General features: G+C 51.9%; 23 protein-coding genes. 14 read left to right on the forward strand and 9 right to left on the reverse strand.

What is annotated here, in order from left to right; translation table 11 throughout:
• Window positions 1-134 precede the first annotated feature (134 nt).
• Window positions 135-1,181 (forward strand): alkane 1-monooxygenase, encoded by a 1,047-nt coding sequence (locus tag ABXG94_RS07920; RefSeq protein WP_353533354.1) that lies wholly within the window; start codon window positions 135-137, stop codon window positions 1,179-1,181.
• Between the two features lie 51 nt (window positions 1,182-1,232).
• A complete protein-coding gene (locus tag ABXG94_RS07925; protein ID WP_353533355.1) occupies window positions 1,233-1,634 on the forward strand; it encodes a hypothetical protein in 402 nt (133 codons plus the stop codon).
• On the opposite strand, the gene xseA is transcribed toward ABXG94_RS07925, so the two are convergent.
• Complete coding sequence (xseA, locus tag ABXG94_RS07930; protein WP_353533356.1) at window positions 1,631-3,121, reverse strand: exodeoxyribonuclease VII large subunit; 1,491 nt, start codon at window positions 3,119-3,121, stop codon at window positions 1,631-1,633. The genes ABXG94_RS07925 and xseA overlap by 4 nt on opposite strands.
• 73 nt (window positions 3,122-3,194) lie before the next feature.
• On the opposite strand from xseA, the gene purD reads away from it, so the two are divergent.
• Window positions 3,195-4,457 carry a phosphoribosylamine--glycine ligase gene (purD, locus tag ABXG94_RS07935; protein WP_353533358.1) on the forward strand — a complete coding sequence of 421 codons (1,263 nt, stop codon included), beginning with the start codon at window positions 3,195-3,197 and terminating at the stop codon, window positions 4,455-4,457.
• 82 nt (window positions 4,458-4,539) lie between these two features.
• Here purD and ABXG94_RS07940 read toward each other — a convergent pair whose 3' ends face one another.
• Window positions 4,540-5,307 (reverse strand): FG-GAP repeat domain-containing protein, encoded by a 768-nt coding sequence (locus ABXG94_RS07940; protein WP_353533359.1) that lies wholly within the window; start codon window positions 5,305-5,307, stop codon window positions 4,540-4,542.
• 14 nt (window positions 5,308-5,321) lie between these two features.
• Complete coding sequence (locus ABXG94_RS07945; protein ID WP_353533360.1) at window positions 5,322-5,645, reverse strand: 2Fe-2S iron-sulfur cluster-binding protein; 324 nt, start codon at window positions 5,643-5,645, stop codon at window positions 5,322-5,324.
• A 281-nt stretch (window positions 5,646-5,926) separates the two neighbouring features.
• Between ABXG94_RS07945 and ABXG94_RS07950 the strand changes: the two genes are divergently transcribed.
• Window positions 5,927-6,481 carry a peptidoglycan-binding domain-containing protein gene (locus ABXG94_RS07950; protein ID WP_353533362.1) on the forward strand — a complete coding sequence of 185 codons (555 nt, stop codon included), beginning with the start codon at window positions 5,927-5,929 and terminating at the stop codon, window positions 6,479-6,481.
• A gap of 88 nt (window positions 6,482-6,569) precedes the next feature.
• On the opposite strand, the gene ABXG94_RS07955 is transcribed toward ABXG94_RS07950, so the two are convergent.
• Window positions 6,570-8,000: a Do family serine endopeptidase gene (locus ABXG94_RS07955; RefSeq protein ID WP_353534024.1), complete on the reverse strand. Its 1,431-nt coding sequence runs from the start codon at window positions 7,998-8,000 to the stop codon at window positions 6,570-6,572.
• A gap of 394 nt (window positions 8,001-8,394) precedes the next feature.
• Between ABXG94_RS07955 and ABXG94_RS07960 the strand changes: the two genes are divergently transcribed.
• Window positions 8,395-8,724, forward strand: coding sequence for a hypothetical protein (locus tag ABXG94_RS07960; RefSeq protein WP_353533363.1), 330 nt, complete (start codon window positions 8,395-8,397; stop codon window positions 8,722-8,724).
• Between the two features lie 178 nt (window positions 8,725-8,902).
• On the opposite strand, the gene hflC is transcribed toward ABXG94_RS07960, so the two are convergent.
• The 4 genes from hflC to rpiA form a co-directional block, all read right to left on the reverse strand.
• Window positions 8,903-9,775, reverse strand: a complete 873-nt coding sequence (gene hflC, locus ABXG94_RS07965; RefSeq protein WP_353533364.1) for a protease modulator HflC — start codon at window positions 9,773-9,775, stop codon at window positions 8,903-8,905.
• Window positions 9,775-10,902 carry an FtsH protease activity modulator HflK gene (hflK, locus tag ABXG94_RS07970; RefSeq protein ID WP_353533366.1) on the reverse strand — a complete coding sequence of 376 codons (1,128 nt, stop codon included), beginning with the start codon at window positions 10,900-10,902 and terminating at the stop codon, window positions 9,775-9,777. The genes hflC and hflK overlap by 1 nt, the downstream gene beginning before the upstream one ends.
• A 65-nt stretch (window positions 10,903-10,967) precedes the next feature.
• Entirely contained in the window at window positions 10,968-12,323 is a 1,356-nt protein-coding gene (gor, locus tag ABXG94_RS07975) for a glutathione-disulfide reductase (RefSeq protein ID WP_353533367.1), read from the reverse strand.
• An 8-nt stretch (window positions 12,324-12,331) separates the two neighbouring features.
• Entirely contained in the window at window positions 12,332-13,120 is a 789-nt protein-coding gene (gene rpiA / locus ABXG94_RS07980; protein ID WP_353533368.1) for a ribose-5-phosphate isomerase RpiA, read from the reverse strand.
• Between the two features lie 222 nt (window positions 13,121-13,342).
• Here rpiA and ABXG94_RS07985 point away from each other — a divergent pair, with 222 nt between their 5' ends.
• Complete coding sequence (locus tag ABXG94_RS07985; protein WP_353533369.1) at window positions 13,343-14,716, forward strand: L-serine ammonia-lyase; 1,374 nt, start codon at window positions 13,343-13,345, stop codon at window positions 14,714-14,716.
• A 1-nt stretch (window position 14,717) separates the two neighbouring features.
• On the opposite strand, the gene ABXG94_RS07990 is transcribed toward ABXG94_RS07985, so the two are convergent.
• Window positions 14,718-15,539 carry a lytic transglycosylase domain-containing protein gene (locus ABXG94_RS07990; protein WP_353533371.1) on the reverse strand — a complete coding sequence of 274 codons (822 nt, stop codon included), beginning with the start codon at window positions 15,537-15,539 and terminating at the stop codon, window positions 14,718-14,720.
• Between the two features lie 377 nt (window positions 15,540-15,916).
• Between ABXG94_RS07990 and ABXG94_RS07995 the strand changes: the two genes are divergently transcribed.
• The 8 genes from ABXG94_RS07995 (at window position 15,917) to ABXG94_RS08030 (ending at window position 23,826) form a co-directional block, all read left to right on the forward strand.
• On the forward strand, window positions 15,917-16,129 hold the full coding sequence (locus ABXG94_RS07995; RefSeq protein ID WP_353533372.1) for a hypothetical protein: 213 nt from the start codon (window positions 15,917-15,919) through the stop codon (window positions 16,127-16,129).
• Window positions 16,130-16,285: 156 nt separating this feature from the next.
• Window positions 16,286-16,498, forward strand: coding sequence for a Flp family type IVb pilin (locus tag ABXG94_RS08000; protein WP_353533373.1), 213 nt, complete (start codon window positions 16,286-16,288; stop codon window positions 16,496-16,498).
• Between the two features lie 187 nt (window positions 16,499-16,685).
• The gene (cpaB, locus tag ABXG94_RS08005; RefSeq protein ID WP_353533375.1) at window positions 16,686-17,546 is read left to right on the forward strand and encodes a Flp pilus assembly protein CpaB; all 861 of its coding nucleotides are present in this window, start codon (window positions 16,686-16,688) and stop codon (window positions 17,544-17,546) included.
• A gap of 190 nt (window positions 17,547-17,736) precedes the next feature.
• Window positions 17,737-19,155 carry a type II and III secretion system protein family protein gene (locus ABXG94_RS08010; RefSeq protein ID WP_353533376.1) on the forward strand — a complete coding sequence of 473 codons (1,419 nt, stop codon included), beginning with the start codon at window positions 17,737-17,739 and terminating at the stop codon, window positions 19,153-19,155.
• Window positions 19,156-19,173: 18 nt separating this feature from the next.
• Window positions 19,174-19,827 (forward strand): OmpA family protein, encoded by a 654-nt coding sequence (locus ABXG94_RS08015; RefSeq protein WP_353533378.1) that lies wholly within the window; start codon window positions 19,174-19,176, stop codon window positions 19,825-19,827.
• Between the two features lie 285 nt (window positions 19,828-20,112).
• A complete protein-coding gene (locus tag ABXG94_RS08020; protein ID WP_353533380.1) occupies window positions 20,113-21,381 on the forward strand; it encodes a CpaE/TadZ family protein in 1,269 nt (422 codons plus the stop codon).
• Between the two features lie 10 nt (window positions 21,382-21,391).
• A complete protein-coding gene (locus tag ABXG94_RS08025) occupies window positions 21,392-22,852 on the forward strand; it encodes a TadA family conjugal transfer-associated ATPase (protein WP_353533381.1) in 1,461 nt (486 codons plus the stop codon).
• A gap of 5 nt (window positions 22,853-22,857) precedes the next feature.
• A complete protein-coding gene (locus ABXG94_RS08030) occupies window positions 22,858-23,826 on the forward strand; it encodes a type II secretion system F family protein (protein WP_353533383.1) in 969 nt (322 codons plus the stop codon).
• Window positions 23,827-23,829 lie beyond the last annotated feature (3 nt).

Genomic DNA, 23,829 nt, shown 5'->3' on the forward strand with positions numbered 1-23,829 from the left:
GACCGAAGGCAAAAAACGACAAACCTGCGTGCAAATGCGTTGCAATACCTTGCAGAGACCATTTACACGTCGCAAAATTTCCTAAATTACACGTCAAACCTATATCGGAACGCGCACTTTCGGAGGTCTTGCTTATGTTGTGGTTCAATCTAGCAACAGTTGTCCCGGTCATCCTGCTGGCGCTGTCCGGCTTTTTGGGTGGCCCGGTGAGTTTGGTCGCGTTGGTCTACATGACAATTTTCGTCTTTACGATGGATAAACTGATCCACGGGGCCGCTGCGCGCAAAAACGCAGACGGCGAGTTTCCGGCAGGCGAATCTTTGTCGATCTTTCTGGGGTTTACCCATTTGGCACTGGTGTTCATTGCTGTATTAGCCTTGTCAGGCATGACCGGATTGAATTGGTGGGAACGCATTGTGTGCTTCGTGCTGTTTGGCCAGTTTTTTGGCCAAGTGTCCAACGCCAATGCGCACGAGCTTATTCATAAGAACTCGCGTTGGATGCGCCGCTTGGGCGTGGCGATCTATACCACTTTGTTGTTTGGACACCATGCTTCGGCACATACCAAGGTGCATCATATCTTTGTGGCCAGTTGGAACGACCCCAATACGGCGCGTCTTGGCGAAAGCGTTTATCGGTTTTGGCCTCGCGCCTGGGTCGGTTCGTTTCTGCGTGGCTTAAAAGCTGAAAACAATGCGCGCGCCAAAGCGCAGACACCGCGGGCTTGGTGGACCCATCCCTATTGGGGCTATTTGCTTGGCTCTGGTATCACTGTGATCTTATCGTTTATCGTGGCTGGGTGGGCAGGCTTTGCGGCGTTGTTGGCAGTCTGCCTTTATGCCACGCTGCAGCATCTTGCGAGTGATTATATCCAGCACTATGGCCTGCAGCGTCGACGTCTGGCGAATGGTAAACTGGAACCTGTTGGCCCCAAACATTCTTGGAACGCACCACACACATTTTCCTCTGCAATGATGATGAATGTGCCGCGTCATTCGGACCATCACATGAACCCAAACCGGAACTTCACCGCGTTGCGTTTAGATGATGACATCATGCCTGTGTTGCCCAAATCTTTGCCGGCCATGGGACTTGTGGCGCTTGTTCCGCCATTGTGGCGGCATATGATGGACCCACGCGCCAAAGAGGTTACAGGCATTTCCGAAGTGGTGAGTGACTGATGACTGCAAGAAAGGCTGGCAATTGGTTTTGCTCTTTGGCAGCATAGGTGCATGCGCAATCTAATACGCTTACTTGTACTGACGGTTATTGCAACACCCGTCGTTGCGGAAACCCCAATGACCGCCGATGCCTTTGATCTTTATACCCGTGGCAAAACGGTATTCTATTCATCCCAAGGACAACGATACGGGGCAGAAAAATACTTTGATCGCCGTCGCGTGCGCTGGTCGGATTTTGGCGACCAGTGCCAGGAAGGCCATTGGTATGCGGATGGGTCCGAAATCTGCTTTGTCTATGAGGCCAACCCGTCGGTGCCGCAATGCTGGCACTTTTTTCTGGATGACGGTGGCCTGACCGCCAAATTCACTGGCGAGGGCCCGCAAACCACTTTGCAAGAGGTTCAAAACTCTGCAGATGAAATGCTGTGTTTTGGGCCCGAGATCGGTGTTTAGAACAGGCTGCCTTGATCTGGTTTCTTCGGTTTCTTTGTCTTTTTCTTGACAGCAACTTGCGCGCCTTGTTCTAGGGCAAAGCGCCCATCTGCAAATTGAATTTCAATCGCCTTGGCCTTGGCTGCGGCCTTTGTAGATTTCACAATCTCGTCACCGTCCCAAACGACCGCATAGCCGCGCTCTAAAGTTGCCTCATAGCCCAGTGTTTTACGCAACCGCTCTAGAGCGTCGAGCCGATCCGCCCAAGCCTTGGTTTGGGTTTTAGCAGCCCCCTCAAAGCGCTGCACCAAAGCGTGCAGGTTTTTCTGTTTTTGATCAATGTCGCGCTGGATCGGACGGATCGACAAACGGTCAGCGCGCCGGCCCAAAGATTCGCGCTTTGCAGCAACGGCTCGTTGTAAGTTGGCAGGGCGCAAGGATGCTGCCGTTTCAGTTAATATCAAACGTCGTTTGTCCACCATGGCGCGCAGAGCTACTGGCAGTTTTTCACTGGCTCGATCCAGTCTTTGGTTTGGTCCTTCCAGCAAAGTGTCAGCGCGCGGCAATGCCCGTGACAGGTCGCGCAAACGCTGACCGCGCTGCGCGACGCCTGACGTCAGCGCCCGCGTCATACGGGCGGTTTGTTCATCCACCCAACTTAGCAATTCAAGACGCACAGGCACCGCAAGTTCGGCTGCTGCGGTCGGTGTCGGCGCACGTTTGTCAGACGCAAAATCTATCAGTGTGGTGTCTGTTTCGTGCCCAACCGCAGAGATCAGCGGAATTTCAGAAGCAGCCGCAGCCCGAACAACGCTTTCTTCGTTAAACCCCCAAAGGTCTTCGAGGCTGCCGCCCCCCCGCGCCACAATTATCAGATCCGGACGCGGCAAGGCCCCGCCTTTTGACAGGGCATTAAAACCCTGAATGCCACGGGTGACTTCCGGGGCGCATTTATCGCCCTGCACTGCCACGGGCCAAATCAGCACTTTGCGCGGGAACCGATCGCGTAGACGATGCAGAATATCGCGAATAACCGCGCCAGAAGGCGAGGTTACAACGCCGATTACTTCGGGCAAATAGGGCAACGGTTGTTTGTGTGACGCATCAAACAAGCCTTCGCCAGCCAATTGCAATTTGCGTTTTTCCAACATTGCCATCAAAGCGCCGACGCCCGCTGGTTTCATGTCTTCGATGACCAGTTGGTATTTGGATTGCCCGCCAAACGTCGTGATCCGCCCTGTGGCCACGACTTCCATGCCCTCTTCGGGGCGCATGGGCAACTTGGAAGCCACCCCTTTCCAGATCACAGTGGCAATGACAGATTTTTCATCTTTGAGGTCAAGATAGATGTGACCGGATCGCGGATAAGACACGCGCCCAATCTCGGCACGGATTCGCACATGGCCAAAATTGCCTTCGATCACCCGTTTTATTGCACCAGAAAGCTCTGTGACAGAAAATTCCGGGGCATTTTCGCCCTCTCTAGGGTCGTCAAACAAATCTGACATCCGGCCTCGCTTGATGAATGTGCTTTACCAGCTTAGAACGCCCGGAACGGAAGGCCAAGCGGAAGGGCACCTGATGAACATTCTTATCCTCGGTAGCGGCGGTCGGGAACATGCTTTGGCATGGGCGGTCAAGCAAAATCCAAAATGCGACCGACTGATCGTAGCGCCCGGTAATGCCGGTATTGCCCAGATCGCTGACTGCGCAACCCTTGATATTGAAAACGGTGGAGCGGTTGCTAACTTCGTCGAAGAAAACGCCATTGATTTTGTGATCATCGGTCCTGAAGCACCCTTGGCAAAGGGCGTTGCCGACCGTTTGCGTGACGCAGGGATCTTGGTATTTGGCCCCTCGGAAGCCGCAGCAGAACTAGAAGCGTCAAAGAACTTTACCAAAGAGATCTGTGTTGCGGCCAATGCCCCAACAGCCGGGTACGGTCACTTTACGGATGCTGAGGCTGCCAAAGCCTATATCCGCAAAGAAGGCGCGCCAATCGTGGTAAAAGCAGACGGGCTTGCCGCTGGCAAAGGCGTCATCGTTGCAATGCAAGAAGCAGAGGCGCTGGCCGCTGTTGATGATATGTTTAGTGGCAGTTTTGGCGGAGCCGGTGCCGAAGTTGTCATCGAAGAATTCATGGATGGCGAGGAAGCTTCCTTGTTTGTATTGGTTGATGGCGAAGATATATTGTCGATTGGCACCGCCCAGGACCACAAACGCGTTGGTGAAGGCGATACTGGCCCCAATACCGGTGGCATGGGGGCCTATTCACCCGCGCCGGTTCTGTCAGCAGAGATAGAACAAAAGGCTCTGGATGAAATCGTAAAGCCGACAATGGCCGAAATGGCCAACCGTGGCACCCCATATCAGGGCGTGCTTTACGTGGGATTGATGATCAAAGACGGGCAACCACGGCTTGTGGAATATAACGTGCGCTTTGGAGATCCAGAATGCCAGGTCTTGATGATGCGTCTGGGCGCACAAGCGTTTGACCTGATGCATGCCGCCGCTGAAGGGCGGTTGTCTGACGCGCAAGTGAACTGGGCACAGGACCACGCGATTACCATTGTGATGGCGGCCAACGGATATCCTGGAGCTTATGAAAAAGGCTCTGAAATCAAAGCACTGGCAAGCTTGCCGGAAGACAGTAAGAACTATGTATTCCATGCGGGTACAAAAGAAGATGCTGGCAATATTTTGGCTGTAGGTGGCCGGGTTTTGAATGTGACCGCCCGCGGTGACACGTTGCAAGAGGCACGGGATCGCGCCTATGCCATGGTTGAGAGCATTGACTGGCCGGGCGGATTTTACCGCCGCGATATTGGTTGGCGTGCTTTGTAAACTTCAGATTTGGTGCGGGGCTGTTGCGTCGCGCCAAAAAAAATGGGTATTTAGATCAAGAACAAGCCAAATTTAGGCCCGGCTATGGGCAGCGCATAAGCTGCGCAACACTGTCTGGCCCCTCAAAAGATCCTAGAACCTTTGTCTTAAGTTGGCCCTGTTTGCTCAGGCTCAGTGACAGAACCTGTGACCAATCACCTTTAAGGACCACCATTTCAGGACGCTGACCGCAGTCACGTATGCCACCGGTGATGAAATCTTGGCCGATGCGATGATTGGTGATGTTCTTCTGCGTGGCAATCTGGGTAAGCGTGGTGTTCTTAAAGCGCCAAACCCGCAAAGTCTTGGCGAGATGCGGCCGGTCGACATAGGCGATCTCAATCAAGCCATCGCCATCTAGATCTGCCGCCCCAACGGGTGCAAGCCACCGATTGCGTTGCCCGATAAATGGCGTGGCTGCGATCAGCCCATCCGCGCCATAAATCGCCAGACGCGCGCCCTCGGTCTGACTGCTTTCAACCACAATGACTTCGGGAGCGTTGTCGCCATCAACATCAACAAGTCTTGGGGACAGGTCTTCGAAAACTCGGTTTTTGGGTAAAACAAGACGGCGACGCGCACCGTTGCTGAGGCGCAATTCCAAAGTGCCCCATTCAACCGTGTCCCCCAACACGCCATGGGCGTAGCGTGTCGTTGGGTCGGTATAGCGCGCGCTGGTGATGTCGGCTGACGCGGTCTGCCCAAAGAGAGCCAGCGTCAGGATGACTGCCAAGCCGAGCGGTTGCGACCACAGCTGCTCTCCACGGGTGGCACGGCACGCAGTGCGTGACCCCACTAGGATTTGCAACATGTGGCGCAGCCCCATCAGATTTGTTTTTCGGGCATGAATACTTTCAGGCCATCAAGCTCTGCTGAGACTTTGAGCTGGCAGGTTAGGCGCGAGCGCGCCATGTCCGGCTCAAAGGCAAAATCCAGCATGTCTTCTTCCATATCGTCCATGGATGGCAGCTTTTCGACCCAAGCCGCGTCGACATAAACATGACAGGTTGAACAGGCACAGGCACCGCCGCAATCGGCTTCGATGCCTGGAATGTTGTTATCTCTTGCGCCTTCCATAACGGTCAGACCATCGGCCACGTCCACTGTGTGCTCGGTACCGCTAAATTCAACGTAGGTGATTTTTGCCATCGCTCGTTTCTTCCCTTGCAAATCTTGCAATCTACCTAATGGCGCTCTGGGTGCCACGCCAGCCCTTTTAGACAGTTTTTGATAACGCTTGCGACATGAAGGTCTTTTTTTTACGGTATTTCGACCATGCCTTTGACCACACGCAGGCATTTTCCGTGCCGAACGCCGTCAATCAAAGCCGAATGCAGGAAATCTGCCTATAGGCTTTTGAGAGGTTGCAAAACCCGCTACAAGTGTCACAACATTCGCAACCATTGCACGGGCCAAAAACAGGGCACAGAATGACAGATCGTCTCTTATTCGCTACTGCCATCGTCTTGGGACTGAATGCCTGTACGATAGCGTCTGTCGCGCCACCTGATCTGGCGGCATTTAACGAGCCTGACATAGTGCAACGATTTGAAAAGGGGCCGCCTGGCGCGCGGCCTGGGAGTTGTTGGGGTAAATCAGTCAGCCCTGCGATCTTTGAAACTGTGACCGAGCAAATATTGTTGCAACCGGCAGAGATATTGTCTGATGGCAGTGTCTTAACACCGGCGGTTTACAAAACCGAAACCGTGCAACGCATTGTGCGCGAGCGTCGTGAAACTTGGTTTGAAACGCCTTGCCTCGATGTGTTGACGATCGATTTCACCGAAAGCCTGCAACGAGCATTGAAGGCTCGAAAATACTATCGCGGGTCCATCTCGGGCAATATGGATGCAAAAACCCGCGCCGCCATTCGCCGCTATCAAAACGAACAGGGGTTGAATTCGGGTATTTTGGCGCTTGAAACAGCACGCCAGCTTGGGCTTGTCGCCGTGCCCCGCAGCCCTGACAGCCCTGACAGCCCATAAAAGGCATCAAATGCACGCCGTCAAAAATACAAAAGGGGCACCACTTGGATGCCCCCCAGATCTGTTCAAAGTGCGCTAGATCTTTGCCTTATTCATCAAGTGCGAGCGCAACAAACCGGGGCTCACCACCGCGGCGCACCAGCAAGAGGATCGACTTGCGCCCCCCATCCTTGGCGTCTTGAATGCGCGCTTCAAGATCGGAAATCGACAGCAGTTTTTGCTGGCTGGCTTCCACTAGAAGATCACCTGCCCGCAATCCTTTTTCATAGGCTTTGGACGTTTCTGAAACGTCTTGCAACACCAATCCGGTTGCATCCGCATCGAGCCCAAGTTCATCGCGCAACGCTTGGGTGACCGGGGTGACTGTCAACCCTAAGACTTCTTTCTGGATTGGCTCTTCTGGTGTTACCTGAGCAACAGCTGGTACGGCTGTTTCGGCTTCTTCGCGACGTCCCAAAGTTACCTTTAGAGTTTGCGTTTTTCCGTCGCGCAGGACAACAACCCGCACGGCTTTGCCAACCTCTGTGTTGCCAACTTCGCGTACAAGGCCACGTACATCTGCAACATCTTTGCCATCAAAACTAAGGATCACGTCCCCCGCTTCGATGCCGGCCTCCTCTGCAGGGCCTGTGGGGACATCTGTTACCATCGCGCCAGCGGCCGCTTCCAATCCTTCAACGGCCTCAACCATGTCTTCGGTGACATTTTGAATGCGCACGCCCAACCAGCCGCGCCGTGTCTCGCCAAATTCCTTCAGCTGATCAATAACCCGGGTGACAACATTAGACGCCATTGAAAAGCCAATCCCGATGGAACCTCCATTAGGAGACAAGATCGCCGTATTCACGCCGACGACTTCGCCATCCAGATTGAACAGTGGTCCACCAGAATTGCCACGGTTGATGGCTGCATCTGTTTGAATGTAGTCGTCATAGGTGCCTGAAAGCGCCCTGTTGCGAGCGGACACAATGCCCGCAGAAACAGAAAAACCCTGACCAAGTGGGTTGCCAACCGCCATGACCCAATCCCCAACCCGGGACAGATCACTATCGCCAAAACTGACAAAAGCCAGAGGCTGTTCGCTCTCTACTTTTAACAAGGCAATATCTGTATTCGGATCTTTGCCAACCACTGTCGCCGGAAGTTCTTCGCCAGAGAAGAATTCGATTAGAATTTCGTCGGCCCCGTCAATCACGTGGTTGTTAGTGACAACATAGCCATCTTCGGAAATGACAAATCCCGATCCCAGCGCGGAGCTACGGCGTGGTCGGTTACCATCTCCATCACCTTCGCCTTGGCGGTCCTGAAACTCTCTGAAAAAATCTTCAAACGGGCTGCCTTCGGGGACAATGCCACGCGGGCCAGTCTGGCTGGCAACAACGGTCGAGGTGGTGATGTTGACAACTGCAGGGCTCACTTGTTCTGCAAGGTCCGCAAAACTGTCAGGCCGGGCCTGAGCAGCTACGGCCTGTGCAATCAGGAACATAAGGCCCAATGCTGATAGCCACATAGCGCGCATTTGCTGTTTACTGAATTCTGGAACGGAAACGGCGTATGATCTCACTCCCAAATCTCCTTTGGTTTGATTGTTTTTTCGACCGCGCCCCCAATACGCCGTCGACTATACATTAACATAGGGCGCATCATGCCCATCGCAATATCAAGTGAAAAGCTTCAAATGCTTGTGAATGGATTGTGATGCAGAAAAGTAGTCGATTTCAAACAATAAGCCAAATCAGGCAATGAATTCCTGGTGCTGAAACCTCGATATATCAAAGGTGTAAATAAAATTTATCAATAATTAACTATTTTAATGTTGCTTTGGGAAACATATTTGGAAAGGATCAAATTGAAACTATTTCATAATTATTAATAAATGTTCAATTTCCTCACATAACAAGTTGGATATTCCCATGCACAGCTGGTTTACTAAGAAATTAGACGACATGATTGAATTGGCCAGATACTGTAATTTTCCGATATTACAGGCACATTTTCTAATGTCGCAACGGGCCGTCGAAACGATGTACCAATCAAAGTCCGATCCCAAAGACGCCCTGGCTGAGATATTACCTTTGCTCATCAGCCATGCAAAATTGACTGGACAAGTTGACGTACAAAACCATTTAGAAAGCGCACTCAGGGCGACGAAAACGCAACCTCTGAACGCCTCGAAGGTGATTTCAATAGATTTTCGCGCGGGCTCGCATGAAACAAAACCGGATCACAGCGCGCGAAATTAATCTGTCGCAAGCAGCGTAAGCCGCCGATTTGCCCATTTTGTAATGGCAGGCAATCTAATGCCGTGAAGCACATACCATTTCTGAGACGGTTACAGACAATTTCATAAACAAAGGGGCCAGCCCATTGGCCAGCCCCCTGCTAATCATTTACAGCCCTATGGCTAGGAAATTGGCGCGATTATTGCGCTCCTGTGTCGGACTTCAAATAGTCGAAAAATTCACTGTCTGGCGACATAACCATAGTTGAATTGCTTTCTAGCAATGACCCACGATAGGCTTCCAAAGACCGGTAGAACCGGAAAAACTCTTGGTCTGATCCATAGGCTTCCGCAAAGACCGCGCTTCGTGTCGCATCTGCTTCACCGCGGATGATTTCCGATTGACGCTTGGCGTCTGACACCAGCTCTACAACGGTACGATCCGCTTGCGCACGAATACGTTGCGCCGCTTCTTGACCGCGCGCGCGCTCATCAGTGGCCTCGCGTTCACGTTCTGCGCGCATACGAGAGAAGGTTGCATCCAGGTTTTCGCGTGGCAAATCGGTTCGCTTTAGACGAACGTCGATCACTTCCAACCCAAGGTTTTTCGCTTCGAAAATTGCGCCGTTCCGAATGCGCAACATCAAAGCTGCCCGGTCAGAACTTAGAATGTCATTGGATGACACCGAGCCTAGAACCGCACGCAATTCATCGCGCAAAATGCCGTCTAGACGTCGTGCGGCCAACGCTTCGCCACCAGTACCAACAGCCAAACGGAACTGTTCAGCATCTTCGATCCGGTAACGGGCAAAAGCATCGACAACCAAACGACGGTCGTCCAACGGTGTGACTTCAAGCGGTTCAACATCGCGGCTTAGAATACGGTCATCATAGGTGACCACCTCTTGGATGACCGGAATTTTGAAATAGAGACCAGGCTCTTCTTTCACATCATCCACACGACCGAATTGCAAAACCAGCGCGGTTTCACGTTCGTCCACAATAAAGATAGAAGACAAAAGCCCAGCAATTGCAGCGACCAGAACAGGCAGGAAAAAAGCAGATCTACGCATCAGTTATTCCCCTTTTTCAGTTCGTTGAGCGGCAGGTAAGGTACGACACCTTGACCAGAGGACTGTTCGTCTATGATGATTTTGTCAACGCGTCCAAGCACTTCTTCCATAGTTTCCAGATACAATCGCTTACGTGTTACTTCAGGGGCTTTGCGGTACTCTTCCAGAATCGCGGTAAAGCGGCTCGCTTCACCTTCGGCTTGGTTCACAACTAATGCGCGATACCCTTCGGCTTCTTCTAAAACCTGCGCGGCTTCACCACGTGCGCCAGCAAGCACTGAGTTCGCGTAAGCATCCGCTTCTTTCTGGGTTCTGTCGCGTTCTTGCTCTGCGGCCTGAACGTCACGGAACGCATCGATCACCTGCTGCGGTGGATCGGCTTTGTCGAGGTTCACACGCACGATGTTCACGCCAGAATCATAACTGTCCAGAGTAACTTGGATCAGCTCTTTGAGGCGGTCAGCAATGGATGCACGATCTCTGTTCAAAATCGGAGCCAGTTCTGATTGCGCAATAATCTCGCGCATCGCGGATTCAGCAACAGCACGGATCGTCAATTGTGCGTCACGCAGATTGAACAAAAACTGCGCTGGATCATTGATGTTCCAAACCACTTGGAAATCAATATCAACAATGTTCTCATCGCCGGTCAGCATCAGGCCAGCATCAGATCCACGTGCACCCACGCCAATCGCTTCGGTTTGTTCGCGCGTCACCGGGATAACTTCAGCAGTCACCAAAGGCCACGGCGCGAAGTTCAGGCCCGGGTTGCCGGTTGCCGAATACTCACCCAAAAACAATTCAACAGATTGCTCTGATGAGTCGACGCGGTAGAAGCTGGCGAATCCCCAAGCCACAACGGCCGCCACAAGGGCGATGCCTATGGTGCCTTTACCAAGACTGGGCCCCTGCCCGCCACCAGAATTACCGCCGCCTGACCGGCCACCGCCATCGCGGCCTCCCATCAGAACACGCAGCTGATCTTGACCTTTTTTCATCAGATCGTCGATGTCAGGTATCTGGGGGCCGTCGTCTTTCGGACGACGCCCATCGCCATTATTGCCGCGCTTGTCATCGCCGCCCTGATTTCCGCCGCCGCCCCAAGGACCGCCACTATTGCCTGCCATAAAGGTTTATCCCTTTCCGTAAATCAATCACGCACCACACTAACCTGTGTGGTGCGCAAAGAAAATCAACCCGTGCGGGTCGGTGTTTTCATTGTAACCAGTTCCTCAGACATTGTTGGGTGAACCGCAACCGTCCGATCAAAATCTTCTTTTGTTGCGCCCATTTTGACGGCGATGCCAGCCAGTTGGATCATTTCACCTGCACCAGGGGCGACTATGTGGCAACCAAGAACTTTGCGATTTTCTTGGCTGACAATCAATTTCATCAGTACGCGCTCGCTGCGGCCTGCAAAGCTTTGCTGCATCGGTTTGAACGATGTTGCATAGACTTCGATTGGCTCTTGATCGCGTGCTTCTTCTTCTGAAAGCCCTACAGTGCCCATTTCCGGCTGCGTAAAAATCGCTGTTGGAATCAACTCGTGGTCTGGCTTTGTTGGGTTGCCATTAAAGACAGTTTCAACGAAAGCCATGCCTTCGCGGATCGCTACAGGGGTCAGATTAACCCGGTCGGTCACATCACCAATTGCGTAGATCGAAGGCACAGCCGTTTGGCTATAATCATCCACCACAATCTGACCTCTGCGGCCCAGCTCGACACCTAGGTTTTCAAGCCCAAGGCCATCCGAATTAGGTGCGCGCCCAGTTGCAAACATCACCTGATCGAACAGGTTCTCTTCGCCGTTGGTTGCCTTCACCCAGATCTTGTCGCCTTCTTTGCGCATTTCCAAGATGTTGGTGCCCAAATGCACGTTTACGCCGCGCTGACACATTTCTTCGCAAACCAAGCCCCGAGCTTCGTCGTCAAAGCCACGCAGAATCTGTGCGCCGCGATAGTATTGCGTGGTGTTCACGCCCAAACCATTCAAGATACCGGCAAATTCAGACGCGATATAGCCCCCGCCAATGATCAGGATCGACTCGGGTAGTTTTTTCAAATGGAAAATATCGTTAGAGGTGATTGCAAGCTCTGCACCGGGCAGATCTGGTTTGACGGGTCGGCCGCCTGTCGCAACCAACACATGTTTCGCAGTTTTCCGCGTCCCGTCGGCCAGCTCAACCGTATGCGCATCAGCAAGTTTTGCACGTTGATCAAAGGTTTCAACGCCATTGTTCTTAAGAATGTTGCGATAAACGGCTTCGAGCCGGTCCAACTCTGCGTAAAGCTTGCCGCGGAAAGTTTCCCAATTAAACCCGCCAGGTTGAATATCCCAGCCATAAGACTGAGCATCTTCAACCATTCCGGCGTATTCGCTGGCAAATACCATTAGTTTTTTGGGCACGCATCCGCGAATAACACAGGTTCCACCATAGCGGTCTTCCTCTGCGAGCGCCACTTTGGCACCGCCTTGTGCTGCCACGCGCGCCGCTCTAACACCACCAGAGCCACCGCCGATGACAAATAAATCGTAGTCAAAATTCATATTAATCCTCAGTCCGTCAGGTCAGAGAACAGATTTTCGTTTTCGACGAAATCCATCATATTCTCTTCTATCGTTCCTGCATTTATGTCTCGCACTTCGACCTTGCCATCCCCATAGCCGATCACAACTCTGTCACATATGTCGATAAACAGGCCATTTTCAACAACGCCGGGCATTTGATTCATAATCATAGCCATCTGACGGGCATCACCGATCCGCTTTAGATGCAAATCCAATATGTGATTGCCTTCGTCTGTCACAAAGGGACGATCACCATTCATCCGAAGCGAGGCCGAGCGCCCTAAGACATCCATGGACACCAGCGTTTCTTCGATCAGGGCTTGTGTGGTTTGCCAGCCAAAGGGAATAACCTCGACCGGCAAAGGAAATGCACCAAGCGTTTCGACTTCTTTGGCGATGTCCGCAATGACAATCATCTGGTCGCTGGCTGTCGCAACAATCTTTTCCTGCAACAAAGCACCGCCGCCGCCTTTGATCAAATTCAGATCGCCGTCAAACTCGTCGGCACCATCAATTGTGAGGTCAAGCCACTTCGCAGCATCCAAGCTCACGACCTCGATCCCGACGTCACGCGCAAGGTCCGCAGTGCGGGTTGAGGTGGGAACGCCTCGGACTTTCAAACCCTCTTCACGCACCCTTTCACCAAGGCAGCGCACCATCCAAGCTGCCGTTGACCCAGTCCCCAATCCAACGCGCATTCCGTCTTCAACGAATTCAACGGCCTTTTTGGCGGCCACAAATTTGGCTTTGTCTATAGGAGAGAGTTCTGAGCTCATGAGACGACTCCGTAAATTCAGGTTGCAGTGGTTATAGGTAAGAAGCGGTGAACACGCGAGAGAGATTTGCCATCTTGGGCTGGATAAAGTGGATAATGCCAGAATCCTCCCCTGACAGCGGCCTGCCAAAGTCTATGCTTGCCGCTCGCATCAAGTTTCCTATAGGAAACAGGTTAAGAATCGCACAGTTTGTGACGGGTCGGATTGTTGTAGGGGAAAACCATGTTCTTGTCTGTTTTTGATATGTTCAAAGTTGGCGTTGGCCCGTCGTCGTCCCATACAATGGGCCCGATGGTTGCCGCGGCTCGTTTTCTAGACATGATGCGATCCAGCCCGTTCCATTTCCATGGAGTGAAGGCAAGCTTGCACGGGTCCTTGGCCTTCACTGGCGTGGGTCATGCTACAGATCGGGCCACTATATTGGGCTTGGCCGGATTGTCACCAGACACCTATGATCACGACAAAGCAGAAAGCACACTAAAAGATATCGCAGAGTCCGCTACAATCACACCGGATGGATTGAGCGTTTTGCAGTTTGATCCAAAAGAAGATTTGCGGTTTGATTTTGGCCCTGCATTGGAAGGCCATGCAAATGGCATGATATTGATGGCGACAGATTCCCAGGGCGACATCATTCTGCAAGAAACGTATTATTCGATTGGCGGCGGCTTTGTGGTAACTGCCGACGAATTGGCGGACGGGAAGACCACCGACGAAGGCGCGCCAGTTCCCTACCCCTTCAAATCCGCTGTTGAAATGCTGCAAATGGCCGAACGTTCGGGCAAAAGCATTGCTCAAATGAAAAAGGCAAACGAAGTGTCTCGCAGTGGCGCAACCGAACTTCAAGCTGGATGCACCCGTATTTGGCAGGTCATGAATGACTGTATTAATCGCGGCCTTGAGACCGGTGGTATTTTGCCCGGTGGGCTAAACGTAAAACGGCGCGCCAAAGACATTCATCGATCCCTTCTGGCAGAGCGCGGCATGAACTTAACAGCACCGCACACGATCAATGATTGGATGAGTGCTTATGCGATGGCCGTGAATGAAGAAAATGCTGCTGGCGGTCAGGTTGTCACTGCCCCAACAAATGGTGCCGCTGGGGTTTTGCCATCGGTGATCCGTTACTGGCTGGATCACGTGCCAGGCGCAACGGTCACGCGGATCGATGAGTTTCTTTTAACCGCGGCGGCTATAGGCGGGCTTGTCAAATTCAATGCATCGATTTCCGGTGCAGAAGCCGGTTGCCAAGCGGAAGTTGGCTCGGCCTCTGCAATGGCAGCAGCTGGGTTCTGCGCTGTTTTGGGGGGAACGCCCGAACAAATCGAAAATGCCGCCGAAATCGCACTTGAACACCACCTAGGCATGACCTGTGATCCGGTCAAAGGTTTAGTGCAAGTCCCATGTATCGAGCGCAATGGCTTGGGCGCGATCAAGGCCGTCTCGGCGGCTTCTTTGGCGATGCGCGGAGATGGACAGCATTTGGTGCCATTGGATTCGGTGATAGAAACCATGCGCCAAACAGGGGCCGACATGCACGAAAAGTATAAAGAAACCTCCCTAGGTGGGTTGGCGGTGAATGTCCCAAATTGCTAGGTTATTTATTCAAGGCCGCAAACACACAACCATCACTCGCCAAAAGAGGTGGCGTAATACACAGGCCTTTTGCCACGGAATAGGCGCTTAGGACTTTTGGCACATAGGCCCGCGTTTCAGGGTAAGACGGCACGCCCCCTTTTTTCATAACGGCGTTCTCTCCGGCATTATAGCCGGCAAGTACCAAAAGTGGGTCGCCTTCAAAGTGACGCATCAAAAAGTCCAGGTAAGCCACGCCCCCTTTGATGTTTTGCGACACATCTAACGCATCGACCACGCCAAATCGTTCCGCAGTAGCTGGCATCAATTGCATCAACCCCTGCGCGCCAGCCGAACTGATCGCATCCGCTTTACCCGACGACTCGACATAGATGACCGCCAAAGCTAAGGCCGGTGACACTTCTGTTCCTACGGTCGCAATCAAAACCTCTGTGCCGACGCTTTGGGCGAGTTGCTGCATCTGTTGTAATCTTGGGGCGGCGATTGCGGCGCGTCCAACTTCAGACGACAACACCTTAAGGGCTTGTTCTAATCTAAAGGGACCTGCTGAGGCGTCCTTGAGCAGTGGCGCACCCCAAAACCAATTTGCGCCATCCGTTGCGCCAACTTCGCTTACATTTGGCTGATCGGGCGTTGGTGTGGAGGGGGCCGTTTTTTTGACTTCGTCTATCTGCACCTGAATCAATTTGGTACTGCCAGCTTGAGGCGGCTTTAGGCGTTTGGCCTGAAACTTGGGAAATGGCGAAGGCGACTCGGCAAGCGCGACGCCTGCTGCGCCGAAAAGACTCGCCAAAACCAATATAAGCCCAAATTTTTCAATCATCTCTCAACGATTCACCATGTTCCTTGTGCAATGAATACAGAAATTCGAACCAACAACTAGAAAAAGTACATTCTAATGCGGGCCTGTGACCGATTTGACTCTACTTTAAGCGGTGATTTCCACCTTGTTTTCGGGGTGATGCGCGCCTATTAAATTTTTAATTATAAAAATTACACAACAAAAACAATCCCTTAATCAGAAAAATGCGTAAAAAATCTAGCCTCGCAAAATCGGTCCATTCCTGCCCAATTCGTGCCCCAATCTGGGGGCTATATATGCTCATACCAAGTCGGGAACAGGCCAACAGAGAGAGACGGCCAATACGGGACTGACACGGTCGAAACTGAAAATCAGATGATCCTATGGAGGGACACACCATGATGAAATTTATCAAAAACTTCCGCAAAGACGACAACGGCGCAGTAACAGTTGACTGGGTTGTTCTGACAGCCGCAGTTGTTGGCCTGGGTGTTGCAGCTTACTCTGCAATCGACCAGCAAACACAAAACTTGACAGCTGACATCGCAGCAACAATCGGCAACGAAGACGTAACCGGTGCAACAGCAGCAGCTGGTACAGTTGGCGGCTAATCGCTGAACGACTTAGCGTAGAGATTAGGGCCGCGCCGTTATCGGCACGGCCCATTTTTTTGGCTGTCTAACCGTCATGCCAAAACAGCCCGCAAGAACTGTAGGCTTTCAGCAGAATTACTGCATTTCCTAAAAGAAACGTGAAGGAACGAGCAGATGAAAAACTTTTCAAAAACCTTCCTTAAAGAAGAAAACGGCGCGGTTACCGTTGACTGGGTGGTCTTAACAGCCTGCGTAGTTGGGCTTGGCATCGCTGCGGCAACGGCTATCGAAACTGAAACAGTCAATATGTCGGCAGATATTTCTGCGACCCTTGCAGACCAAGACGTAACCGGCGCAACCGGCGCGGCTGGTACAGTCGGCGGCTAACAGCTTTTACAGAACGAAAACGGTTTGACCCCATTGCGTTTCTCGCTTGGGGTCTTTCTGCATCTTTCCAAAATCATCGAAATTGCCGTGAAACCGACGACGGTGGAACTCAATTTCGCCTCAATTTTCCGACATTCTTAGGGTCAATGACAGGCGAAAATGCCTGTTTCTATCTTGAGGTATCATCATGCGAGCGATGTTTGCAGTCGTATTATTAGTGGGTTTGGGATTGGCAGGCTTTGCTGTGCACATGGCACAGAACTACGTCGAGAAATATCAAGCTGCTCTGGCCAACGAACGCCAGACCCGCAAGCCCGAAATTGAAACCGTTGACCTATATGTCGTTAAGGCAAAAGTGGAATACGGTGAAAAACTGGTTCCAGAAAACGTTGTAAAAATCAAATGGCCAAAGAATTCGGTGCCTGAGGGCACGTTTCAGTCCGAAACAGCCTTGTTTCCAGACCAAGAGTCTCGCCCTCGTTATGTTCTGCGCCCAATGGAACCTGGAGAGCCGGTCATGGCAATCAAAGTTACCGCTCCGGGCGCTGACGCGGGTCTGACTTCGCGTATTGCCAAAGGCTCCCGTGCCTTTGCCATTCGCGTTGACGTTGCCAGCGGCGTATCTGGGTTTTTACGCCCCGGAGACCGCGTTGATGTTTATTGGACTGGGTCAGTCGAAATCGGTGACTCGCGTGAAGATCGGGATTTTACCAAACTGATTCAAGCAGGCGTTGACTTGATTGCAATTGACCAGACTGCCAATGCCGAGGGTGTGCAGGGCACAATCGCCCGCACTGTCACCGTCGCCGTTAAGCCGCAACAAGTTGCAGCGCTGGCCCAAGCCCAAAACACAGGCCGGTTGTCGCTTTCACTTGTTGGGGCCCAGGACGACACAGTTGCAGAAGCGATAGAAGTTGATCAGCGGTCGCTGTTGGGGCTGACACGCGAGCAAAAAGTGGTTGAAGCCGTGCAAGAAGAACGCGTTTGCACCATTCGCACCCGTCGAGGTGCCGAAGTTGTTCAAATTGCGATCCCCTGTTCAAATTGAACGAATTCAGATGATTAGCATGGCTCACCCCTGCGGGTGGGCCTTTTGCGCGTTGATGAGTGTTGCCATTGGTCCACATGCAGATTCGTTCAGAAGCCATTGATTCTTGCAAAAAAATGCGAATTGGCCCATGGTGAAAAAAAGTGGGCGACAGACCCGCACCTGAGGCGTGATCGGAGAGGCAGGTCACATGACAAACCGACAAATTCTTAAGGCGGCCCTATTGGGAATGACCGTCGCATTTTCGCCCATGGCGAGTACAGTTGTTTCCGCTGAAACATTGCGTGTTGTGCGTAATGGCACAGGATCCATGCTAAGCGTTCCTATGAACCGCGCAGTGGTCGTGGAAAGCGACACGCCCTTTGCTGAACTGAGCATTGCAAACCCCAATATTGCAGATATTTCGACCCTGTCTGATCGCACCATATATGTTTTGGGCAAGGCACCGGGCACAACAACCCTAACCTTGTTGGATGCAGCTGGCCGCCTGATCACAAATGTGAATGTCCGTGTTGCCGCTGATATCAGCGAATTCAAAGAACGCCTGCGCCAGATTTTACCCAATGAGAAAATCGAAGTGCGCACTGCCAATGATGGCATCGTGCTTTCCGGAACAGTTTCAAGCTCTCAGCGCCTGCAGCGTGCCATCGATCTAGCAGAACGCTACGCGCCTGAACGCGTATCTAACCTGATGACTGTCGGCGGCGTGCAGCAAGTGATGATGAAAGTGCGCTTTGCGGAGATGGAGCGCAGCGTCTCGAAAGCCCTAAATTCATCTTTAAATCTGACCACAAGTAATGGTCGGGTAAGCGGCGGGTCTGGCACATATATCGCTGCGGGTAACGCTGCTGCAATTGCGGCTGGCGACCCAATCACCCTTTCAGATGGCACCAATGGTGTGCTTGGCTTTAGTATTGGCGGCGGTGCTGTTCAGTTGGATGTACTGCTAGAAGCGCTGGAAACCCGCGGTATGGTCCGATCGCTAGCGGAGCCAAATCTCACAGCGCTATCGGGCCAGCAAGCAACCTTTCATGCCGGCGGCGAATATCCGGTTCCAGTCGCCCAAGATGATGGCAAAGTAACCGTCGAATTCAAGCCTTTTGGCGTTAGCTTGCAATTTGTGCCACGCGTCGTGGACGGCGACCTTATTAACCTTGAAATGAACACAGAAGTGTCGGCACTTGACCCGACAAATGGCTTCACAAACGGCTCTTTCACAATCAGCGCCTTTACGTCGCGAAAAGCATCGACCACCGTCGAATTGCGTGATGGAGAAAGCTTTGCGATTGCTGGTTTGCTTAAAGACGATTTTCAGGACCTGAATTCACAATTGCCGTGGCTGGGGGATATCCCGGTTCTTGGTGCTTTGTTTCGCAGCGCCTCTTATCGGCGCAGCCAGTCTGAATTGGTGATCATAATCACCGCCCATTTGGTAACACCTACCCGTGGCGAAGCCCTTGCGCTGCCGACGGACCGTATCAAGCCTCCGTCGGAACAAGAGCTGTTTCTCTTTGGGAAAATCTCAAAAAATGCCAAGAAACAACGTGGCGCAGCTGGCGAAGTTGCCAAGCAGGATTTTGGCGGCTCTTATGGCTATGTTTTGGACTAAGATCGGGAGATCAGGCAGATGAAATACAGCTTATCAGCGACAGTTGCTCTGGTTATTTTGGCGGGCTGCGACAATGCCAATCAAACCTTCCCGTCATTTTTCAGCGAAGCGGGTGCCGTTGTTGATGCGCATCAAGAGTTCGGCTCTGCAACAACACATAATGCGGCCATCCAAAACGGTTCAAAGAGCTATACCGTCAGTTTGGCAAAACGCTTTGCAGAAGAAGTGCAAAGCACTGTAAACTTTGCATTTAACTCTTCGCAATTGGATGAGAACGCGCGGGCGACACTGCGTCAGCAAGCCACTTGGATCCGTCAGTTCCCAGAAATTCGCTTCCGGGTCTACGGCCACACAGATGCTGTCGGTTCAAATGCCTTCAACAAACGCCTTGGCATGCGCCGCGCGCGCGCTGCAGTGTCTTATCTTAGCACGCTTGGGATTAACCGCAGTCGCCTAGAAGCTGTTGTTTCCTTTGGTGAAACCCAACCTCTCATTGTCACACAGGGCCGGGAACGTCGCAACCGTCGCACGGTGACAGAGGTTTCAGGATTCGTTGAAGCCAACCCCAATTTGCTGGATGGTAAATACGCGCAAATCATCTATCGCGAATATATCACAAGTGGCGTTCCGTTACCCACCGGTGCCGTGCCAACAATCAACGCCAGCGAATAACAATCGTCTTAATTTACAAATTCTAATGGGCCCGCTACTGCGGGTCTTTTCTGTTTTGGAACAGGTTATTGTTCTCTATTTCGCAATAACCAGCCCTCCGCCCCGACAAAGTCGCAGGTTACCGCACAATTACGGTTTTTTGGCCCCAATGTTGCCCAACTTAGAGGCGACAACTTCTCCAACAGGACGAGTGTGTTTGACGTGAGTCGAACTAGGTTGTCCGAAGAAGCCTAAAGGTTTGTGGTTTTTGGCAAGCTTATGGGTTGGTCTAAGGATGTTAAGGTAATGACGAGTAGTAAAAAAATCGAGTCTGACCCAAACGCGATACTGGCCTGCACGGTCTGTCGCGATGTACAGAATTTCGATCTTTTGATTGTCGACATGGAAGAAGTCATGGGTGAGCAATGGGGCGACCTGGGCTTTGACGATGCGCTTCAGTTCTTTGATCAACCAGAAGCCGCGTCGCTTGAGTTTATTGCATTGGCCATTGACGATTTTGACGAAGACGATCCCGAAATTTTGAAACGCGTCGTTATTGCTGCCAAGGAAAAAGGCATCAAAACGCTTTTGATCGCCGAAGATGTTACTCCGTCGTTGCTACACCAATTGTTGCGGATGGGCGCGGATGAATTCATCCCCTACCCTCCGCCATCTGGAGAATTGCTGGAAGTGGTTGAGACTCTGCGCAGCAAACCAGAAGAAGTTGCGGCAGCGACAAGCCCTGCCCTGGCAGAACCAGAAACCGCGAAAGTTGAACTGGCAAAATCTGCGCCAAAGCGCCACGGGGTTATCATTGCCACGCATGGTTTGGCAGGCGGAACCGGCTCAACCACACTTGCAACCAACCTCGCATGGGAATTGGCGGCCTCGGGCAAGGGCAAAGCACCGTCGGTCTGTCTTTTGGATTTCGATCTACAGTTCGGGTCCGTTTCAACTTTCTTGGATTTGCCACGACGCGATGCCGTGTATGAATTGTTGTCTGATACCGAAAGTATGGACAGCGAAAGCTTTGGCCAGGCCCTGCAAAAATTCGAAGACAAACTGAATGTCTTGACCGCGCCAACAGACATGTTGCCTTTGGATCTGATTGCAAGCGAAGACGTTGACCGCATCTTAGAAATGGCAAGCCATCACTTTGATTTTGTCATCGTCGACATGCCATCAACAGTGGTTCAATGGACCGAAACAGTTCTGACACAGGCCCATGTCTATTTTGCAATGTTGGAAATCGACATGCGTTCCGCCCAAAATGCGATGCGTATGAAGCGTGCATTGCAAGCAGAAGACCTGCCGTATGACAAATTGCGCTATGTGCTTAACCGTGCACCGAAATTTACGGACCTAACCGGAAAAGCCCGCGTTAAACGCATGAGCGAAAGCCTGGATATCTCTATTGATATCCATCTTCCGGACGGCGGAAAACAAGTTATGCAAAGCTCTGACCATGGGCAGCCTTTGGCGCAATTGGCAGGCAAAAACCCACTTCGAAAAGAAATCGCGAAATTGGCGCAGTCTTTGCTCGATTTGGACGAAGACAACACAAAGGCGGCTTGAGGGAGCACACATGTTTAGCAGGTATAAGAAAGACGCCTCGGCAAAGCCCGTCGCAGCGGTACAAAAAACACAAAAAACCGAAAAAGACGTTGGTCAGGCGGAATTGGTTTCTGCGATGCAAGAAGCCGAAAGTGCCGTTTTGCGCAAACCGATGCCTAAGGCGCGCGCGCAGGCAGCGGCCTCTGATAAAGATCGCAAGCGCAAAGAGCGCTTGGGTGATATCAAGTTGGAATTGCACCGTGAGTTGCTGGACAACTTGAACCTGGCGGCACTTGAAAACGCTTCTGAAAATGACCTGCGAAACGAAATCAATTCAATTTCGACTGAAGTGCTACAAGAACGCAGCATCGTCCTGAACCGCCAAGAACGCGCACAGCTCTTTCAAGAATTATACAATGAAGTAAAAGGCTTAGGTCCTCTTGAAACCTTGCTGCAAGATGACACTGTCAACGATATCTTGGTCAACGGGCCGCAACAGATTTTTGTTGAACGGTCTGGGCAGCTAGAACTGACAGACATCACATTCAAGGACGAAAAACACCTTTTGCGGATCATCGACAAAATCGTTTCTGCAGTTGGCCGTCGCGTGGATGAATCCAATCCCTATGTTGATGCTCGGCTGGCAGATGGCTCGCGTTTTAATGCCATGGTGCCGCCAATTGCGGTTGATGGCTCTTTGGTGTCCATTCGGAAATTCAAAAAAGACAAACTTGGCATTGATGATCTGGTTGGGTTTGGCGCGTTTTCAGAAGAAATGGCCGCCTATTTGCAAGCCGCGGTGGCAACCCGCCTGAACGTGATCGTTTCAGGCGGCACGGGGTCTGGTAAGACAACCACCTTGAACGCTTTGTCCAGTTTTATCGACAACAGCGAACGCATTTTGACCATCGAAGACACCGCAGAATTGCAGCTGCAACAAACCCATGTGGGCCGTATGGAATCGCGCCCGCCAAATGTTGAAGGCAAGGGCGAAGTTTCACCACGCGACTGTATGAAAAACGCCCTGCGGATGCGCCCGGATCGCATCATTGTTGGCGAAACTCGTGGCGAAGAGGTCATCGACATGTTGCAAGCGATGAACACGGGTCACGATGGCTCAATGACAACCATCCACGCCAACTCTGCACGCGATGGCGTGTCACGCTTGGAAAATATGATTGCAATGGCTGGGATTGAAATGCCGCTTAAGGCGGTGCGTTCGCAGATCTCTTCGGCGGTGAACTTGATTGTGCAGGCCAGCCGTCTGCAAGATGGCTCACGTCGCATGACTTCGATCACAGAAATTACCGGCATGGAAGGCGACGTCATCTCGATGCAGGAAGTCTTTCGCTTTCAGCGCACGGGTTTGACACCAGATAACAAGATTATCGGCCACTACACGGCGACGGGCGTGCGCAGCAACTTTTCAGAGCGCTTCCGCATGTGGGGTTACGATCTGCCACATCATATTTATGAACCGACATTGGGATAACAGATATGCCTATCAGTCCTGAACTTTTAATCTATGGTCTAATATTTGTCGGCGTTGTCGTTCTGGTCGAAGGGGCCTATCTGACGGTGTTCGGCAAATCCATCAGCCTGAACAACAAAGTTAGCCGTCGACTAGATATGTTGAACCGCGGCGAAGCACGTCAGGATGTGCTGGAACAGCTGCGCAAGGAAATGGCGCAGCATGCAAAATCACGGTCTATTCCGCTCTATTCGCTTTTGGCCTCAAAGGCCCAAAAAGCTGCCATCGCATTTTCCCCCACGCAATTGATGATGCTGATGGCGGTTGTTTCAGCGATTGCCTTTATGGCGCTGACGGTTGGAACCCAGACAGGTGTCGCCACAACATTCGTAATCTCTTTGGCAATGGGTGTTGGGGGCGTCTACGCTTGGGTCAGCATGAAGGCCAACAAACGTACTTCTATGATCGAAGAACAGTTGCCGGATGCCATTGAATTGATGGTGCGCAGTCTGCGCGTTGGGCACCCGTTTTCGTCTGCCATTCAGATTGTCGCCAAAGAAGTTGATGACCCGCTTTCAACAGAATTTGGGGTCATTGCTGATGAGAATGCCTATGGCCGCGACATCGGCGAGTCTTTGAAAGAAATGGCGGAACGGTTGGACATGCAGGATATGCGGTTCTTGGCCGTCGCTGTCACCATTCAGCAGCAATCTGGTGGTAATTTGGCAGAGATCCTGGCCGGATTGTCAAAGGTCATTCGAGCACGGTTTCGTCTGTTTCGCCGGGTCAAAGCGATCACCGCAGAGGCGCAATGGTCTGGTAAATTCCTATCCGCCTTCCCGGTTGCCGCACTGATCTTTATCAACGTCAGCGATCCGCACTATTACGACGAAGTCAAAACACATGCCTTCTTTATCCCCGCATGTGTGGCCGTTGGCATGTTTCTTGCCGTCAATCTGTTTGTCATGCGCGTTCTAACGAACATCAAAGTGTAAGGA

Source organism: Cognatishimia sp. WU-CL00825 (assembly GCF_040364665.1).
In the GTDB taxonomy this organism is placed as follows: Bacteria; Pseudomonadota; Alphaproteobacteria; order Rhodobacterales; family Rhodobacteraceae; genus Cognatishimia.